The sequence below is a fragment of the Nostoc sp. genome (genome assembly GCF_036917195.1).
Lineage (GTDB): Bacteria > Cyanobacteriota > Cyanobacteriia > Cyanobacteriales > Nostocaceae > Nostoc.
Genome location: NZ_JBALDG010000060.1, coordinates 33545 through 52597, shown reverse-complemented (window position 1 = coordinate 52597; position 19053 = coordinate 33545). Strand labels below are relative to the sequence as shown.

Annotated in this window: 15 protein-coding genes and 2 pseudogenes; 11 read left to right on the top strand and 6 right to left on the bottom strand. The window is 42.3% G+C overall.

All coding sequences use genetic code 11. The annotated features are described in order from the left end of the window. Positions 1-62 precede the first annotated feature (62 nt). Entirely contained in the window at positions 63-728 is a 666-nt protein-coding gene (locus V7K40_RS19120) for a HEAT repeat domain-containing protein (protein ID WP_334962379.1), read from the top strand. Positions 729-888: 160 nt separating this feature from the next. On the opposite strand, the gene V7K40_RS19115 is transcribed toward V7K40_RS19120, so the two are convergent. Together V7K40_RS19115 and V7K40_RS19110 are read right to left on the bottom strand one after the other, a co-directional pair. Next, positions 889-1518: a PEP-CTERM sorting domain-containing protein gene (locus tag V7K40_RS19115; RefSeq protein ID WP_334962377.1), complete on the bottom strand. Its 630-nt coding sequence runs from the start codon at positions 1516-1518 to the stop codon at positions 889-891. A gap of 548 nt (positions 1519-2066) precedes the next feature. Then, positions 2067-2585 carry a DUF456 family protein gene (locus V7K40_RS19110; RefSeq protein WP_334962375.1) on the bottom strand — a complete coding sequence of 173 codons (519 nt, stop codon included), beginning with the start codon at positions 2583-2585 and terminating at the stop codon, positions 2067-2069. A 215-nt stretch (positions 2586-2800) separates the two neighbouring features. Between V7K40_RS19110 and V7K40_RS19105 the strand changes: the two genes are divergently transcribed. Then, positions 2801-3715, top strand: a complete 915-nt coding sequence (locus V7K40_RS19105; protein WP_334962373.1) for a M48 family metallopeptidase — start codon at positions 2801-2803, stop codon at positions 3713-3715. Positions 3716-4080: 365 nt separating this feature from the next. On the opposite strand, the gene V7K40_RS19100 is transcribed toward V7K40_RS19105, so the two are convergent. Further along, positions 4081-4719, bottom strand: coding sequence for a cofactor assembly of complex C subunit B (locus V7K40_RS19100; protein WP_334962371.1), 639 nt, complete (start codon positions 4717-4719; stop codon positions 4081-4083). A 76-nt stretch (positions 4720-4795) separates the two neighbouring features. Next, positions 4796-5524, bottom strand: a complete 729-nt coding sequence (locus V7K40_RS19095) for a response regulator transcription factor (RefSeq protein ID WP_273769721.1) — start codon at positions 5522-5524, stop codon at positions 4796-4798. A 170-nt stretch (positions 5525-5694) separates the two neighbouring features. Here V7K40_RS19095 and radA point away from each other — a divergent pair, with 170 nt between their 5' ends. The 4 genes and pseudogenes from radA (at position 5695) to V7K40_RS19075 (ending at position 9535) form a co-directional block, all read left to right on the top strand. After that, the gene (radA, locus tag V7K40_RS19090) at positions 5695-7221 is read left to right on the top strand and encodes a DNA repair protein RadA (RefSeq protein ID WP_334962369.1); all 1527 of its coding nucleotides are present in this window, start codon (positions 5695-5697) and stop codon (positions 7219-7221) included. Between the two features lie 99 nt (positions 7222-7320). Further along, positions 7321-7576, top strand: a pseudogene (locus V7K40_RS19085) (Uma2 family endonuclease); the annotation flags it as partial. Between the two features lies 1 nt (position 7577). Continuing rightward, a pseudogene (locus V7K40_RS19080) lies at positions 7578-7706 on the top strand (Uma2 family endonuclease); the annotation flags it as partial. Between the two features lie 581 nt (positions 7707-8287). Next, positions 8288-9535, top strand: coding sequence for a serine/threonine-protein kinase (locus tag V7K40_RS19075; protein WP_334962367.1), 1248 nt, complete (start codon positions 8288-8290; stop codon positions 9533-9535). 40 nt (positions 9536-9575) lie between these two features. Here V7K40_RS19075 and V7K40_RS19070 read toward each other — a convergent pair whose 3' ends face one another. Then, positions 9576-10484, bottom strand: a complete 909-nt coding sequence (locus V7K40_RS19070; protein ID WP_334962365.1) for a DUF3365 domain-containing protein — start codon at positions 10482-10484, stop codon at positions 9576-9578. Positions 10485-10778: 294 nt separating this feature from the next. Between V7K40_RS19070 and V7K40_RS19065 the strand changes: the two genes are divergently transcribed. Together V7K40_RS19065 and V7K40_RS19060 are read left to right on the top strand one after the other, a co-directional pair. Continuing rightward, positions 10779-12668 (top strand): serine/threonine-protein kinase, encoded by a 1890-nt coding sequence (locus V7K40_RS19065; protein WP_334962363.1) that lies wholly within the window; start codon positions 10779-10781, stop codon positions 12666-12668. A 241-nt stretch (positions 12669-12909) separates the two neighbouring features. Beyond that, a complete protein-coding gene (locus V7K40_RS19060) occupies positions 12910-13803 on the top strand; it encodes a hypothetical protein (protein WP_334962361.1) in 894 nt (297 codons plus the stop codon). Positions 13804-13832: 29 nt separating this feature from the next. On the opposite strand, the gene V7K40_RS19055 is transcribed toward V7K40_RS19060, so the two are convergent. Further along, complete coding sequence (locus V7K40_RS19055; RefSeq protein ID WP_334962359.1) at positions 13833-14546, bottom strand: peptidoglycan-binding protein; 714 nt, start codon at positions 14544-14546, stop codon at positions 13833-13835. A 633-nt stretch (positions 14547-15179) separates the two neighbouring features. On the opposite strand from V7K40_RS19055, the gene V7K40_RS19050 reads away from it, so the two are divergent. The 3 genes from V7K40_RS19050 (at position 15180) to nusA (ending at position 18905) form a co-directional block, all read left to right on the top strand. Continuing rightward, complete coding sequence (locus V7K40_RS19050) at positions 15180-16628, top strand: hypothetical protein (protein ID WP_334962358.1); 1449 nt, start codon at positions 15180-15182, stop codon at positions 16626-16628. 315 nt (positions 16629-16943) lie between these two features. Then, positions 16944-17405, top strand: a complete 462-nt coding sequence (gene rimP, locus V7K40_RS19045; protein ID WP_334962356.1) for a ribosome maturation factor RimP — start codon at positions 16944-16946, stop codon at positions 17403-17405. 222 nt (positions 17406-17627) lie between these two features. Beyond that, entirely contained in the window at positions 17628-18905 is a 1278-nt protein-coding gene (nusA, locus tag V7K40_RS19040) for a transcription termination factor NusA (protein WP_334962354.1), read from the top strand. The last annotated feature ends 148 nt before the right edge of the window (positions 18906-19053 follow it).

Below are 19053 nucleotides of genomic sequence, written 5' to 3'. Positions count from 1 at the left end.
TAGTTAACAGTTATCAGACTGTTAACTATATTTTTACACCTTTGAAAATCAAGGATAACTAAATGAGTATTAATGCGGAGTCTGTTAAGCAATTGCTCAGTTCTGAGGATTTAGGTGATCGCTTACGTGCAGTAAATCAAATCCGCCAACTGGAACCTGCGATCGGCTTTGAATTAATTCAAAATGCTATTGGCGATAGCAATTCCCGTGTCCGTTACTCGGCGGTGAGTCAAATGGATACACTCGGAACGCAGGATTTACAATTATCCTTGGATATCTTGCGCGATCGCTTGCTTCATGACTCTGAAGTAGATGTACAAGCAGCAGCAGCAGACTGTTTGGGTGCTCTAAAGTTACATGAAGCTTTTGAAGACTTGCAGCAGCTTTACCATACAACCGATGAATGGCTAATCCAATTCAGTATCATTGCTACATTAGGAGAGTTGGGCGATCCACGAGCCTTTGAACTACTTAAAGAGGCACTCTCATCAGAAAACGAATTAGTTCAAACTGCTGCTATTAGTTCTTTGGGTGACTTGGGAGATTCACAAGCAGTTACCCTGTTGGCTCCCTATGCCAACAATCCAGATTGGCAAATTCGTTACAGAGTTGTACAAGCCTTGGCCCGTTTGGGTAGTGCAGAAGCCAAATCTATATTAGAAACTCTGGCTAATGATCAAGTAGAAGCGATCGCAACTGAAGCCAAAAATTCTTTGCAATCAGTTTAAGTCTATCTAAGGTTAAGAAAAGTCATCCTTAAATAGATTTATCTGACAGGATCAAAAAATTCGACCTGGTTGGGAAAATTTTGCATTCCAGCCAGTTTGAATAGATAAATTAGAGTTACTTTTAGTTTCTAAAAGTAACTTTTTTATATTTAGGATCGGTCTATTGAACGACACCTTTGCGGCGGCGAGACATAGCCATCACTCCACCTACTGCACCCAAGCCTAGTAATGCAGCTGGTTCGGGAACTGTACTTACCGCAAGACCTGTGAAAGTTCCAGAAATTGTTCCACCATTCTCGTAAATTGCTTGTGCAGCAGTATCTTGAATAGCAAAAGTGATATATCCTTCTGCTTTACTTCCATCTTCAAAGAGTCCCTTGAAAGCCAAGTTTATATCTATTCCTCCAGGTTGTGAAGTAAAAACTGCTGGATCGAGACTGGTCAAACTAAGCAGTTTATTTCCGTCCAAAGCACCAACATCAATAAACGCAGAAGAAATGAATGGATTTGTTTGGAAGCTTTTGATAAAACCTGTAGAATTAGATGCAAAATCTCCTGTCCGATGTGTAAGTAAAATTGCTCCTGGATTGGGAATAAAGTTTACATAGTTTTGGCTAAGAGTGACATCAGTTGCCTCATCAGTAGAACTATTATAAGAGGGAATGTAGTTAAAACTACCAGTGTATGCTTGAGCAGACCCAGCAGAGGTAAACAACCCAGCGGTAGCTAAAGGGATTGCAGCAGTAACAGCTAAAATTGCATTTAATAATTTATATTTAAAACCAATCATTGTCGTTTGAGGCTCCTAGTAATAACCTTAAATTAGAGTGATCGCTTACTTTTAATCTCAGTAATTTATGGAAACTACTGTCAGTGAAAGCGAAACTTGTCAGATATATTTCTTATCTCCATGAAATCACATAGACTTAGAGCCTGCAAGATTTACTGAGTGGTCTTCATCACATCTTCAATGCATTACTATCCTTAATGAAATTTTAATTACTTACATACCTGTGCTTCATATATCTTTTATTTCACAGGGTTTAAATTGTTGGCAATAGCTCTGACTTGAAGAAAGATAATTTTCGTACAAGTACAATGGATATTTTTAATACTTAAACTTACTCAACCATATTTTAAATAAATGGAGTATACAGTATATCTATAATCTCTCCAGTTACTAATATTTACTGAAACGGTTCCTCTCAGAGAATAAATGGGAGGAACCGCTGTATTTGTTTACTATGGATAGTCTTTGTTATCAAATTGAATGTTTGTAATAAATAGCTAACTGCTAGCTGTTACCGCTGTTCTCAAATCTGTGAGATTTTTCAAATGCTAAGAGCTAAATACCTGTGGCCAAGTTGTCACAATGAAAACTACAACTGCGGCGATCGCTAACAACCCTTGAATCAAATTTCCAACTAAAGACCCGACTACAATTCCTATACCCGCCTTAACCGCCAACCCTAATTCACGTCGGTAAAGGTACTCACCAATAATTGCTCCCAAAAGCGGCCCTAGTAAAATTCCTAACAGTGGCCCCCCAAAAGGCAGTGTTGGTAATAATCCTAAAAATCCCACGACCAAACCGACAATTGCGCCAATTTGCCCCCACTTGCTAGCTCCAGCTTGTCTTGCTCCCACATAACTAGCTAAAAAATCCACTCCGACACTGAGCAGTAAAACTATAACTGTCACAATTAGTGGAATCTTGATAGCTGCAAAGGAACTACTAACGATTCCCCAAACGATAATTGCAATTAAAATTAAGCTGCTACCAGGAATGGCTGGAACTACGGCACCGATAACACCCACAACCATTACGGCAATTAATAACCAATAAGTAATTTGCATAGATCAATTGTAAATTTCCTCGTAAGGGCGCACAGCCGTGCGTCCCTACTGTATATTCTATCTGGGCAAGATAGTGACAAATGCTTAGTATGCTGTGGTGGAAGTTTGCCTACTTTTGACCAGTTTGCGTAAGTCCTGTCTTAATTGAGATGGTAGCTGGATTTATGCCATATCACCTAATGCTTCCTAAACTGCTATTTTAAAGCTCAAAACCCATGACGAGAAAAATATTAACTGGACTAAGTTCTAAAACCTACGAACACCCCTTTGATCGCAAAGCCTTGGCTTCTTTACAAAATATGCCCGGTGTCTCCCTGCTACTCAAAAAAGTTAACGAATACGGCATCGATCGCTTACTCAGATTGCAAAGCCTTGGTAGTGAAATCAGAATTTCACCCCGTAATTTTCCCCAATTGCATCAGACATTTGTAGAAACCTGCCAAATTCTTGATGTTGCTCCAGTTCCTGAACTGTATCTGTTTCGAGGCACAGGTCACATTCAAACCTACATTGTTGGGGTGGAAAAACCTCTTGTTGGTATCAATTTAGATGCAATGGAGTGGCTTGACCCAGATGAGTTACTTTACGTTTTTGGACACGAAATCGCTCGCATCAAGAGTCAGCATATGGTTTATCACCAAATGGCAATTGTGATGCCGACTTTGAAAAATTTGTTGAGCAGTACCACACTGGGTGTAGGTGGCTTGGTAGCCAGTGGAATGGAACTGGGTTTGTATAATTGGCGGATGATGGCTAGGTTCACTGCTGATCGGGCTGGTTTACTGGCTTGTCAGGATATTGAGGTAGCAACTACTACACTGATGAAACTCGCAGGTTTACCAGACGAGTACTTGACTACTGCTGTAATCGAAGATTTCCTCGGACAAGCCCGTGAGTTTGCATCCAATAACTTTGATAGTGTTGATAAGGTCACCAAAATATTAAGCTATACAGAATCCGGGCTTTCCTGGGTGGTTATGCGGGCTGGCGAGTTATTAAAATGGGTTGATTCAGGAGAATATGATAATTTAATTCAACAGAAAAATTTAAAAATACCGGAAGAACCCGAAGAAAAAGAAGGAGAGACACCACAGGAAAATGAAGGTTGGAATTTTTTGACTTCTTGGTGATTGAATTTTAGATTTTAGACTTCGGCAACTCTTAGAGACGCTCTTGCGTTCGCTCAGTCCTTCTCTACGAGAGGCTGCGCCAACGACTTCGCTCAGGAACCATCGAACGATTTTGGATTGCTGATAGCGTAGCGTAAAGCCTGCGGCATGGCAACTCTTAGAGACGCTCTTGCGTTCGCTTAGAGCGAGTCCGCGTTCGCGCAGCGTCTCGTAGAGAGCGTCTTTTAGATGAAATTTTTTAATCCAAAATACTCTCGTGACGCTCAATGACTTGTAATACCGATTACCTGTGACTTTGCTCCAGAACTTAGGGTAAAATCTCCAAGTCTCACCAAAATTGGCTGACTTCTAAACTAGCGAATAACCTAAGTATTAAGAGTAACGGCTAATTTATCAGCAATTCCCGCAATCCAGTTTTCATCTTGTTTGGTGAAACTGCGAGGAGCATTCGCTCCCAAAATAAGCGCACCTTGATTGCCAATAGGTTGACAAATTACACCTTGAGTATTTTCTGGTAAATAATCAAATTCAAGCTTACCTGGATATATTTTTAGAGCAACTAAATAAATCGGCTTTTGTTTTTCGAGTACCTGTTTTAAGATTACTCCTGGTACAACCTCAGATTTAGTACCGAGAATACCGCGACGCAACAAAACTTTACCTTGATAAAAAACCACCAGCGATCGCGTTACTGTATTGGTCAACAATAAGTGAGATGCCCAAGCTAGCTCTGTTTTGACAGCTTCAGGTAAATCTGGTGCTAGGACAAAACCTTCTTCTCCAATTAGTTCTACAGTATCAGGTGATCGCGGCTGAACTTGCTGCCAAATCAAACCCGTCAAAATTAACACCGCACTCAAAATCACGCCTACCACATCACCACGCGATTGAGATTGGGTTAGTTCTGGTGTCAATAAACGGTTAATCAACAAAAGCACAGCGCCTAGCCCACCCACAACAATGGGCAGACGCCGCAAAACTCGATTAGGATCAGATTTAGTCATTGGGCATTGTGCATTGGGCAATAATCAATTGTTCTTCTTCCCCTGCTTCCCCTGCTCCCCCTGTTCCCTCATTTTCTCACTCCTCCCCTGGTTCAATAATCCGCTGGAAAAGATAACCAGTACCCCGCGCTGTGAGAATCAATTCTGGGTTGCTAGGATCATCTTCTAACTTTGCCCGTAAACGGGATATATGCACATCTACTACACGGGTATCCACATGACGTTCTGGTGTGTAACCCCAAACTTCCTGCAAAATTTCCGAACGGGAAAAAGCTTCTCCAGAGCGACTTACTAACAACTCTAATAAGCTGAACTCCATACCTGTCAATCGAATGCGCTCATCACCTTTGTAGACTTGTCGCTTATTCGTATCGATTTTAATAATAGCGACATGGATTACCCCAGAACTGGGAATACCAGATCCACTGGTTTTGTCTACCCGCCGCAGCACCGAGCGAATTCGAGCTTCTAGCTCCTTCGGGGAGAATGGTTTAACTACATAGTCATCAGCACCTAATTCTAGCCCAGTGATGCGATCGGCTACATCCCCCAAAGCTGTTAGCATAATAATGGGGACATCTGATTCTTTTCGCAATTCTTGACATACACCGTAGCCGTCTAGCTTTGGCATCATTACATCTAAAACTACCAGGTCAGGATCAGTTTTACGAAAAGTTTCCAAAGCTTCTTCCCCATCACCAGCTGTCACTACATCGTAGCCAATCATGGAAAGGCGCGTTTCCAAAATCCGGCGAATGCTGGCTTCGTCATCTACCACCAAGATTTTTTCTTTATGGCTTTCCAAGTTTCTCAACGCTCCTTCACTAAAAATTTACATGATTAATTTTTAATACCATAATATTAAGATATCATTCCATCAATTGATTTGGAAAAAGCTCTAAATACTACTATTATTGGTTTTTAGTTTTTCCCAAGAACTAAGCAAATATTAAGAATATTTAATAAGATTTAAGAATGGCAAAGCCAAAAACCTTTTACGTTTGTAACGAATGTGGAGCAGAATCGCCCCAGTGGTTTGGTAAGTGTCCAGCTTGCGGCACATACAATTCTCTAGAAGAACAGATCACTATCCAGTCTTCAGTAGATGTACCCAGTAGAGGGGGAGTGAGTGGTTGGCAATCAACTCAAACCAATGGCAAATCTCACGCTAAACCAGCTAAAGCGCGAGCCTCTTTAACATTTGACCAAATTACCGATCGCCAAATTGCTCGATGGGAGTCTGGTTATGGAGAATTAGATCGGGTGCTTGGTGGTGGAGTTGTCCCAGGTTCTATGGTGCTGATTGGTGGTGATCCGGGTATTGGTAAATCGACTTTATTGTTGCAAGTATCAAATCAATTAGCACAGAAATATCGCATCCTTTACGTAACTGGTGAAGAATCGGGACAGCAGGTAAAATTACGAGCTTCTCGTTTGGGAGTATCAAAAAGCGTAAATCTGGTTAATGATCAGAAGGTAACAGTGGTAGTAGATACTACACTACCTATAGACCCTGACAGTATAGGTGCAGATTTATATGTATTGCCAGAAACAGATTTAGAAGAAATTTTACGGGAAATAGACTCTCTAAAACCAAACGTGGCAATAATTGATAGTATCCAAACGGTGTTCTTTCCGGCGCTGACTTCTGCGCCCGGTTCGGTGGCTCAGGTACGGGAATGTACAGCAGCATTGATGAAGGTGGCGAAGCACGAAGATGTGACTATGCTGATTGTGGGACACGTCACCAAAGAAGGAGCGATCGCTGGGCCAAAAGTTTTAGAACATTTAGTAGACACGGTGTTGTATTTTGAAGGCGATCGCTTTGCCTCCCATCGGTTATTACGGACAGTGAAAAACCGCTTCGGCGCAACTCACGAAATCGGCATCTTTGAAATGGTGACAGATGGACTGCGGGAAGTTGCCAACCCCTCAGAGTTATTTTTAGGTAACCGTGACGATCCTGCGCCTGGTACTGCGATTGTCGTTGCTTGCGAAGGCACTCGCCCGATAGTTGTAGAATTGCAAGCTTTGGTGAGTCCTACTAGCTACCCTTCCCCCCGGCGTGCTGGTACTGGCGTAGATTACAACCGCTTGGTACAAATTCTCGCTGTCTTAGAAAAACGGGTGGGAATTCCCATGTCCAAGTTAGATTCCTACGTTGCTTCTGCGGGTGGGTTGAATGTGGAAGAACCAGCCGTAGATTTAGGAATAGCGATCGCGATCGTTGCCAGTTTCCGTGATCGCATCGTCGATCCCGGTACAGTATTGATCGGTGAAGTTGGGTTAGGCGGACAAGTGCGATCGGTTTCCCAAATGGAACTGCGGTTAAAAGAAGCTGCTAAGTTGGGATTTAAACGAGCGATCGTGCCAAAAGGGACAAAATTCCCTGATCTTAATATTGAGATATTACCAGTATCCAAAGTAATAGATGCAATTATCGCCGCCATCCCCCATCAGGAACTGACAATCGACGATTTAGAACCCGATGAAGATGAGTAACCATAGCCCCCTTTTTTAAGGGGATTGGAGGGATCTAAATAGAGTCAAACACCAGGGGAAAATCCGAGACTTTAACACTACACTAAAGGACAACCCACCATGACAGCCCTTACCCAAGATTACCAAATCACTTGGGATAAAACTACCCGATGATTACAAACTGCCAGACGATCCACTGGACAACATCAATCAACCAGCTTTAGTCGCAGCACTTACACAAAGCTTAGAACTTGCTGGAAAACTCCCACCTAACGCCCTCACACCAACAAATTACGGCATCTGCGCCACCTTGAATGGCAGAATCGTCGTTAAAGCTCCCGACTGGGCGTATATTCCCAAAATCAGCGTTGATAGATATGATTGCGGAACAAGAAGCTACAGAAGCTAAACCAGAAACTGCTCAAGCCAAACGAAAAGCAGAACAATTAGCAGAACGTTTGCGTCACTTAGGCGTGAATCCTGATCAACTAGATGAATTGTTGTAGCTTTAGGAGTCTTTTATTGTATGCAGGATAATTTTCTGCTTTTGAAGAATCACCTGTACTGAAAACTTTGATGGCCGATGCTGAAGCAGCTATATCACAACGATATTCGCTCCCAGAAAGATTAACTTTTGAGAGCGATCACATATTCAGCACTTGAAATACATATAATATTCCCTTTGGGAAGTCTATAGCAACCTCAGTTTTCTGAAAAACCATAATGTCACGCTATATCCTTACTGTTCCAAAACTCAGTGCCAATTGAGTTATTAGGGGTAAGATGTGGTTCAGCAGTAAATCCAAAAGGCGATGCCCTGAACACTTGCAGATATTACCGCAGACACTGATTATGTTCCGGCTGCTAAAATACGTAAGTATGAGTAGTATGATCGAACTACTCAAGTAAAAATTATCTATTTGGTCATACAAGACCGTCGAAAGATTGTAGAAAAGTGTGTTTCCCTGTACTGATAGTAGTGCTAACCTCAATTTTAAGGATGTTATCAGCCTTTATCTGCTAGAGTTTCTGACTTTCAGCAAACAAGATAATCTATCAATAATAAAATCGCTAGGAGTGCGATGAGATGTCACAGTCCCCGATGACAAAACCAGAAATAACTGCTGGAACTCTAATTGATAACCGCTATACTATCCAAAAACTTCTAGGACAGGGAGGATTGGGACGAACTTACTTGGCGTTTGACACTCGTCGGTTTAATGAAGCTTGTGTTCTCAAGGAGTTTGCACCCATTGGCACAGGGGAGAGTGGACTGGAACAATATCGCAACTTATTTAAAAGAGAGGCAAAAATTCTTCATCAATTGCAACATCCTCAAATTCCCAAGTTTTTAGCTTGCTTTGAAGGAGATAATCGGCTGTTTCTAGTACAAGAGTATGTTGACGGTAAAACATATTCTCGGCTGCTGGGAGAACTTCAACGTCAAGGAAGAAACTTTTCCGAAGAGGAAGTTATAGAGTGGCTAAAGAATCTACTGCCTGTTTTGGAATATGTCCACCAACACAACATCATCCATCGAGATATTTCTCCTGACAACATCATGTTACCCGATGGCAAGGATCTGCCAGTGCTAATTGATTTCGGTGTAGGCAAGCAAATTGCTGATATCAACGAGGCGAGAAGTTCTAACCATCAGGTGACCTTTGTTGGCAAAATGTCCCTTGTAGGCAAAGTGGGATACGCTCCCCGCGAACAGATTAGCTTGGGTTTATGTTCCCCCTGTAGTGACCTTTATGCTTTGGGGGTAACAGCTATTGTATTACTCACAGGTAGAGATCCATCTTTACTAATGGATCAGTACTCATTAGAATGGAACTGGCGTTATTATACCTACATTACTGATGATTTAGCTCAAGTACTTGATTATATGTTGGCAGATAGGCCTAACAACCGATACCAAACAGCCAGGGAAGTTCTTATAGATTTAGAGCGGATTGGAGAACCAGAAGTGGCAATGTCTCCTCCAATCATGGTTGATGATTTGCCTGCCACGATATTTAATCCTGAATTTCAGGCTATGTCGGCAATATCGCCATCATCCAACCAACCTGGAGAAACAATTTTTAGTTCACCTAGTTCACCTATTAATCCTCAAATTGGGCGAATTGAACAACAACCTTCACTCAAACCAGCATTTATCAAACATTGTCAGCAAGAGTTAGCTTACCACATCGGACCAATGGCAAATCTAATTATAGAAGAAATATTAGCTCAAAATCCTTACATTTCGCTTGACCAATTTGTTGAACTCATCATCAGGGAAATTCCTGATTTTCAGGCAGCTTTTGAATTTAAAAAAAGCTTATTTTCATAGACATTTAGACCACCGTTAATTAAAGAGAATTTTGAATTGTTTAATCCACTGTACCTCCCTGAGTGCGTTTGATTCTTTTCATTGCCATTTCTAAACTTAACTGCATCCGTTTAAAAGCTTTAGCTAAATTACCGATTTCATCATTAGACATCTGCTCAAATTCAACTTCCATATGTCCCGTACTGACTTCTTCAGCTATGCGAGTCATGCGTCTGAGGGGCAAAACAACTTGTCGATTCAAGAAAAAGTTGACTAACAGGATAGTTGCTATAAATATAGTTGATACAATTAGGATAATGAGTAAAGAAGACTGATTAGCTTTGCTGATGACATTATTCGCCGGCACTGATATAATCTGAGCGCCAACAATTTCATTCAGCTTCCACCCAAATCCATTAGCTGTACCATACTGAGTAATCATACTTTGAGGTGCAGCTTCAGGTACGCTATGACATACCAGACAGCTTTGTTCAGAAATTGGCAGCGGACGAGCAATGTAAAAGATATCCCCACCAGGAATTGAGCGAAATCCACTCACTTCTTTAAGGTCTGATTTATTTCTGAACCTTTCTACAATTTCCGTCTCAAAACTGTCAGCCTTATCCCGAAGATTTGTGGGATTGAGAGTTGCTTCTTTATAAAAGAAGTCACGGTAATCTGTCGTTTTTCGTAAAATTTCAAATACCTCGCGTGCTGAGTATGCAGGCACACTTTGTGGCAAAAACTCAGTTGCCAATTTATCAGCTAGCTCTGGATTAACTTGAGTACTGGTGTATTTACGAACAGAACTCATTGTTTGCATGAGTATGAGACCTGTTGAGCTAATATCTTGTTTAGCATTCTCCCTGAGTAGAGAAGAAAGAGCAAATCCACTCAAGCTCAGACCAAATGTTAGAATTACCAATAGTAAAATTGTAAACTTTTGTTTCAGTTTCAAATTCTTTAGCATAATTCTAGATTACCTACAATTCAAATTATTATGAACAAATATGGCGAAACTTATCGTTTACTTTATCATGATCAATCAACTCTCATATTTGGGTGTGAAAATATCGTTTAGCTAAAACTATTAGGGTAGACCCAACTTTATACTATTAGTAATTATTCAGGTTAATGAAAATGTTCTCTAAGTAACTAAGTTTAAAAAAGCTACAACAGCAATTCAAACGGAATTCGCAAAAATTCGTATTGGCTGTTTTGATCCCGTGCCAAAATAAATACCATCAATTGTCAAATATTACTAATGGTGTGGAATGCAAGAAAGTCTTTATTCGGGGGACGCTACATTATTGAAAGCCAACTAGGTGAAGGCGGAATTGGCATTACTTACCTTGCCAGAAATCAACGGAATCAACTGCGAGTAATTAAAACCCTCAAAGAAGAAATCCTGAACCACCCTGCCTGGATACTCCACCGAAACAAGTTACGGCAAGACTTCCGTGATGAAGCAGTTCGGTTAGCTGTGTGTCACCATCCTCATATAGTACAGATAGAAACCATCTTCGATGAGGGAAATTTGCCCTGCATGGTGATGGAGTACATTGAAGGCGAAGACTTAGGACAATACTTGAGACGGATGGGGGTGCTATCAGAAGCAGAAGCGCTGTTGTACATCCGGCAAATTGGCGACGCTTTGACGCTAATTCATTCTAAAGGACTGCTGCATCGGGATTTGAAACCACGTAATATTATGATCCGCATTGATAAATCAGAAGCAGTACTGATAGACTTTGGCATCGCTAGAGAATTTATTCCCAATATGATCCAAAGGCATACAGTGTATCGCACTCCTGGTTTTGCCCCACCTGAGCAATATGAATCAGAAGCACCACGAGGAGAATACATTGATATCTACGCCCTAGCTGCTACCTTGTATAATTTGCTCACCGCCGTTATACCGACAAGTGCAGATGATAGACGTCACAGTATTAATTTAGAACCACCACAATATTTTAATCCTAACATCAGCAACAGAGTCAATCAGGCTATTATGTGCGGCATGGATCTGGAGTCAACCTATCGTCCCCAGTCTGTGCAGGAGTGGTTGGATTTATTGGGATCTGATCGAGAAAATAATGTAGCCTTAGTAACACCTAATGTAGTGAGAACGCTTAGACTTAAACCACCTCCACCTGTTGTATTAAATCAGCATAACTGGCAATGCATACAGACCCTCAAAGGTCATTCTAGTATGGTTCATGCGATCGCCATTAGCCCAGACGGGCAATTGATTGCTAGTGGCAGTAATGACCATACTATTAAACTTTGGCAAGTGGGTACTGGCAAGCTAGTGCGTCAACTGGGTCGTTGGTCTTCTGGTCATTCTAGTATGGTTCATTCCGTCGCCTTTACCCCAATCTCTCCAAACCTTTCTTATCAAGGAGAGTCCGGCAAATCTGCGAAAGTTGCAGACCTGAACTGGGGAATCTTGGCTAGCGGTAGTTGGGATAACACAATCAAATTGTGGGATGTAAACACAGGCAAAGAAATTCGTACTCTCGTTGGTCATCCTAATTGGGTGAATTCCGTTGCCTTTAGTCCAGATGGCAAGTTTCTGGCTAGTGGCAGTGCTGACTGCACAATTAAACTATGGCAAGTACACACAGGCATAGAAATCCAAACTTTCATAGGTCATTCTGACTCAGTTTCTTCAGTTGCCTACTCTCCAACAATGCCGACAACGAATAGCAAAGATAGACAGCTTGTGGCTAGTGGTAGTAATGACTACACCATTAAACTATGGCAAGTATACACAGGCAGAAACATTTCCACATTATTAGGCCATTCTTTCTTCGTCAACTGTATCGCCTTCAGCCAGGATGGGGAAATTATCGCCAGTGGCAGTGGTGACAACACGATTAAACTATGGCATGTAAATACAGGCAGAGAAATTCGTACTCTTATAGGTCATTCTGATTCAGTTTGGTCAGTCGCCTTTAGCCAGAATGGGGAACTTCTGGCTAGTGGCAGTTGGGATAACACTATCAAACTATGGCACGTACACAGTGGCAGAGAAATCAGCACACTTACAGGGCATTCCAACTATGTTAGATGCGTCGCCTTCAGTCCCAATGGCCAAACCCTAGTCACCGGTGGTGATGACGATACTATCAAGATTTGGCGACGGAGATAATAAATAATTCCTAATGACGCTCTTACGTTGCTCTAAGCGAACGCAAGAGTGTCTCTAAGAATTGCCATGCCATTGGCGCAGCCTCTTGTAGAGAAGGCTTTACGCTGCCAAGAGAGTAATTCCTAATTCCGAATCTTTTTGCTTGGTCTGATTAGATACTTTTAGCCTACAGATAGAACTGCGATCGCCCAAAACTTGTGACAATAATGACGACAACCGTTATTTTTGAACAATAAATTATATGGGCTTTGGTATCGGTGATTTATTCTGGATTTTCCTCCTTCTCACTTCTTTGCAACCCCTTTGGCAAAAACGTCAAATAGAATATCGGCGCTTGCGTGCTTTACAAGAATTCCAGCAGGAACGCAAAAGTCGGGTGATTTTGCTGATTCACCGCCAAGAATCTATTAGCTTTCTGGGAATTCCCTTATCTCGCTACATTACTATCGAAGACTCAGAACAGATACTGCGAGCAATTCGCCTCACACCCCCAGATGTGCCGATTGACTTAATTTTGCACACTCCTGGTGGTTTGGTTTTGGCTACCGAACAAATCGCCAGAGCATTAATTCGCCACCAGGCAAAAGTTACAGTCTTTGTACCTCACTACGCCATGAGTGGCGGTACCATGCTTGCCCTCGCCTCTGATGAAATTATTATGGATGCTAACGCTGTCTTAGGGCCAGTTGATCCCCAATTGGGTAATTACCCCGCAGCGAGTATCCTGACAGTAGTTGAAGATAAACCTATTAGTGAGATTGATGACCAAACCCTAATTATGGCCGACCTCTCACGCAAAGCAATTCAGCAAGTACAGCGCTTTGTACGGACTCTGCTTAAAGACAGTATACCCAAACAAAAAGTTTTGCCAGAAAATATTGAATCAATTATCGAAGCCTTGACAACCGGGCGCGTCACCCACGACTATCCCATCACTATTGAGGAAGCAACAGAAATGGGGCTGCCCGTAACTGTCGGACTGCCCCATTCTATTTATGATCTCATGGATTTGTACCCACAACCACAAGGAGGGCGACCCAGCGTCCAGTACATTCCTATGCCTTACAATGACCGCCGTCCAACTCTACCTACACCCAAGGGCAGACCCTTAGAAGAACCAAATCAAATGATTTGAGACTTTGGGGTAGGAATTTTTTGTGACGTCTAGGGTGTAGATGTCGGTGTAGCTGTCGGTGTAGCTGTTGGCGTAGCCGTTGGCGTAGCTGTCGGTGTAGCTGTTGGTGTAGCTGTCGGTGTAGCTGTCGGTGTAGCTGTTGGTGTAGCTGTTGGTGTAGCTGTTGGCGTAGCCGTTGGCGTAGCTGTCGGTGTAGCTCTTGGCGTAGCTCTTGGCGTAGCTCTTGGCGTAGCTCTTGGCGTAGGCGTCGGTGTAGCCGTCGGCTGACTGAAGACTGTCTTTGCTTCTTCATTCAGCTTTTGGCGGAGTGCTAAATTAGCAATTCCAGTTTCTTGCAACTGATATTTCTTCTGATACTCTTTCACCACTGCTTCCGTGCGGGAACCATAAAAATAATCGCGGGGAAGGGGAGGATTTGGCTTCACCACTGCATTCAAATTTGTTTGCAGAATTTTTATGATGTTAGCAGCAAAATCTTGGGTTTTTCGTCCTGCTATCCCATCAACTGGTTGTAGCTTATATCCCGTTTGAAATTCACGAATTGCCTTTTTAGTTTGATCATCCGTCAAAGGCGTATTTGTTACCTTGACGTTATAGCCTAATCCTCGCAACACAGCACGAAATTGCTGTGGCGTATAGCTACGTTGAGAGGCCGCAAAACCTGTGTCTGCAATTACCAAACTAGCAGTTATCAGGCAGCTAGCTGCAAAAGTCGCGCTTGATTTTCCAAACCCACACCACATATTTAAAACTCCTTTGGATTAAATCAGCAGGATTATAAAGGTTAACAGCTGCATTTTAAGTTTGTTTAATAACTTTTTTCGCTATTTTTTAATGATTTTTGAATAATTTATAATTTATTTTTGTCAAATTTAACCAAAATTGCAAAAACTAATTTGTGTCATCCATCAAAAGAAGTATCTTGTATTAGTAGAGATACAGCGGTTATCATTTGAATCGAATCCACTCCTTAAACACTAAATTAAAGTAGGGGCGTACATTTGTGTGCTTCTGAGTTGAGTTGAATACAGACTTAACAAGAACAGCTCCAAGGCTACAAGGGTTGGGGAGTAAGATTCAAAGCTTCGGCATCGGATGCCAGTCGCTCATAGGGAGCCACTGCGATGGACAGGTTAAGAGACATAAAGAAGGCAGTGCGCCCAAGAGGGTTTCTCCACTTGTCCCTTGCGCGTCTCCCTTAGGAGAAGCAACTGCTGTTAAGTGGCGTGCAAACTCCCTCTCCAGAGCGCTGGCTTCCCAACGCAGTGGCTCCTCCTTTGAGGAGAGAAGAATGGAAGTGAAGTCAAAGTGTATTGGATACAAACGAGAAACGCTATATTCCAAATATCAAAAAAGCGTATAATATATGACAAAAAATGAAAATTAAAAAATATTCTAAGCAGCGGAATCTTTGGATTGAAAGATTTATGGCAATTACTGCCACCGTAAATTTAGGTTTAGTTTTGTTTGATTTAAGTTACGTACCTTGGCGAGATTTCTACTTGCGAAAACTTCCCCAAATTATTGAGATTTATGACCCAATAAAAGGTATTGAACCCCATCGAGAGACGAAAAATTATTTAGAACTAGTAAAGGCATTAGAAGAACAAGTCAGCCAAACAGGATTACAGTCGCCTCAGGTAAATAGCAGGCTAGAGGATATAAGGCGTCTGAGCAATGAGATGATTGACACTAACCCATTTGCAGGAGTTAACAAGAGTGGTACTCTAGAAAAAATCAAAAAGCGGATGCGATCGCACATTGATAAGGAATCAGCAAAACAGTCCTTTGCCACTTTTTGGAGTCAGCCTTTTTTATCACAAAATGGCTGGGTTAAAGAAATTAATTTTTTCAACCAGAGCATCCGCCCTTTGATAGCCTCTAACTACTACCGCCAAATCGGTGAAAATGGCGAATTTGTTGATAATTTCTGGGAAATTGACTTACCCTTTGTGATTTTATTTGGCGCAGAATTGCTGGGGCGGACCTTCCTTCTCAGACGCCAACATCCTGGTTTTAGCTGGTTGGAAGCAGTATTGTGGCGTTGGTATGATTTATTTTTACTACTGCCATTTTGGCGGGGGTTGCGAATCATATCTGTATTAATTCGCCTCGATCAAGCGCGGTTATTGGAGCTGCATCCAGTACGAAAGCAAATTAATCAGGGGATTGTTGCCAATTTTGCCGAAGAACTCACAGAAATTGTAGTGGTAAGGGTAATTAATCAGGTTCAGGGTTCAATTCAGCGAGGTGAGTTAACGCGCTGGCTCTCACAACAGGAAAATTTACGTCCCTACATAGATATTAATAATGTGAATGAAGTGGAAGCGATCGCAGGTCTTTTGGTAAAAACAATTGTCTACCAAGTGCTACCCAAAATTCAACCTGCGATCATTGCCATTTTGTGCCACAATATCGAAACCGTCTTCCATCAAGTCCCCGTCTACCGCAACCTCCAGAACCTCCCTGGCGTGGGACAAGCCCAAACCCAGTTAAGTGAACAACTGGCGACCCAAATTACAACTAATCTTTACAAAACTTTAGTTAGTGCTGTTGAAGACCCTGTAGGAGCAAAACTCACCAGTCAACTGGTACAAAGCTTCAGCGACGCCTTAGGATCTCAAATAAAAGAAAAACACGTACTTTCAGAAATTCAGAGTTTACTTTTTGACTTTTTAGAGGAAATCAAACTCAACTATGTCCAGCGTTTATCCCAAGAAGACATAGATCAAATTATCGAGCAAACCCGGCAGCTACGAACACAAGTATCAGTTCCAGCAGTAGTCGATAAAGGTACTACTCTCCCAAAAATACGGGAAGGGTAGAGAGAGCAGGGAAGCAAGAATTTTAGATTTTAGATTTTGGATTAAAGAATTGAAATTTAATCCAAAATCGTCAATTCCATTATCCAAAATTGAATTGCCCAATGACGCCAGTTGCTTCTCCTGTCGGAGACGCTGCGCGAACAACGGAGGGAACCTCCGCAACGCACTAGCTCCCCAATGCCCAATGCACGACTATAAAAGAAATGCGCTAAACTCGAATTAGGCGAATCATCATTGGTTCGTCACAAGACTTCTTGAAAGATATATTTATCGCAGGAAGTGGGTCGATGCCCACTTTTTTTATTGAATTCTCTCATGGCTCATCCTTTAGTTCCACAAATTATTGATTTGGCGACACCAGTGGCAGAAAAACTGGGATTGGAAGTGGTTGGCGTGGTTTTTCACACTAACCAAAGTCCACCAGTGTTGCGGGTAGACATTCGCAATCCTGAGCAAGACACTGGGTTGAATGATTGTGAGAGGATGAGCCGTGCTTTAGAAGCCTCCTTAGATGCTGCCCAAATCGTTCCAGATGCCTATGTCTTGGAAGTGTCCAGTCCTGGTATTTCGCGGCAACTGGTAACAGACAGGGAGTTTATTTCCTTTAAAGGATTTCCTGTCATCGTCTCCACAACGCCCCCCTACGACGGACAACAAGAGTGGACTGGTCAGTTGATTCGCCGGGATGAGACAGCACTTTACTTAAACCAAAAAGGTCGTGTAGTCGAAATTCCCTGCTCCCTAATTACTAAAGTGCAGTTAGACGAGCGCCGATAAACAAAGGGCTAGGGCTTAGGAGTTAGAGACTAGAGCACCTTGGCTCAAGGCTAAAGATTAGGGGCTAGAGGTTATCAACTAAGGGCTAGAGATTAGGGGCTAGTGTAAAGCTATTCTCTAATCCCTAGCTCTATCTAATGCGTAGTTTTCAGTCCCCATTACCCCTTATCCCCTCCAGGGGTACCGAGTTCCCCACTCCCTAATTTTTAAAGGAGATTGCTTATGTCAATGGTTACTTTACCTGGATTAAAAGAATTAATTGAAAGTATAAGTCGCGAACGGAATTTACCTCGGCTTGCAGTTCAATCAGCTATTAGAGAAGCACTAGTCAAAGGCTACGAACGTTATCGTCGCGCCCAAAATTTAGAGCGCAAACAGTTTGATGAAGATTATTTTGAGAATTTTGAAGTAGAACTCGATATTGAAGGAGAAGGATTTCGCGTTCTTTCTACCAAAACCATTGTCGAAGAAGTCAATAACACAGACCACCAGATTTCCCTAGACGAAGTTCAACAAGTAGCTCCCGAAGCGCAGTTAGGAGACTCTGTGGTGCTGGATGTTACCCCTGACCAAGGAGAATTTGGTCGGATGGCGGCGATGCAAACCAAGCAGGTACTGGCGCAAAAATTACGGGATCAACAGCGCCAAATGGTGCAAGAAGAGTTCCAAGACTTGGAAGGAACTGTCCTGCAAGCAAGAGTCCTGCGGTTTGAACGGCAATCAGTGGTTCTAGCAGTTAGCAGTGGCTTTGGTCAGCCAGAAGTAGAAGCCGAATTACCCAAGCGCGAACAGCTGCCCAATGATAATTATCGGGCAAATGCCACCTTCAAGGTATATCTTAAAAAAGTATCTCAAGGTCAGCAACGAGGGCCACAGTTGCTTGTGTCTCGTGCTGATGCTGGTTTGGTGGTTTATCTTTTCGCCAACGAAGTCCCAGAAATCGAAGATGAAGTGGTACGGATTGTTGCCGTAGCTAGGGAGGCAAACCCCCCTTCCCGTTATGTCGGTCCCCGGACTAAAATAGCAGTAGATACTCTTGATCGCGATGTAGACCCAGTTGGCGCTTGTATTGGAGCCAGGGGATCGCGAATTCAAGTGGTAGTCAACGAATTACGCGGTGAAAAAATAGATGTAATTCGCTGGTCGCCAGACCCAGCAACATATATTGCTAATGCCTTAAGTCCAGCCCGGGTGGATGAAGTACGCCTAATGGACCCAGATTCCCGGCAAACTCACGTACTAGTGGCTGAAGATCAACTAAGTTTGGCCATAGGGAAAGAGGGACAAAATGTCCGTTTGGCAGCCCGCCTGACTGGTTGGAAAATTGACATTAAAGACAAAGCTAAGTATGACTATGCAGGAGAGGATGCCAAATTTATAGCTGTAAGAACAAAATATCAATCAGAGGAAGATGATCTTGACTTTGAGGAAGAAGAGTTGGATGAAAATCAGGACGAATTAGAAGAGGAGGATACTTTTGACACTAACAATGACGAGTAATTGATTAATCTTGTAAAGTTTTGATACTGTTGATTGTAGTCTCAGTCTCAAGGATTATTTTATCAAAGGCTACTTGATATAAGTAAAAAATAGTAATAATAGACTTATTTTTACATCCCAAATCCTGGACTGAGATCGCAGAGAACCG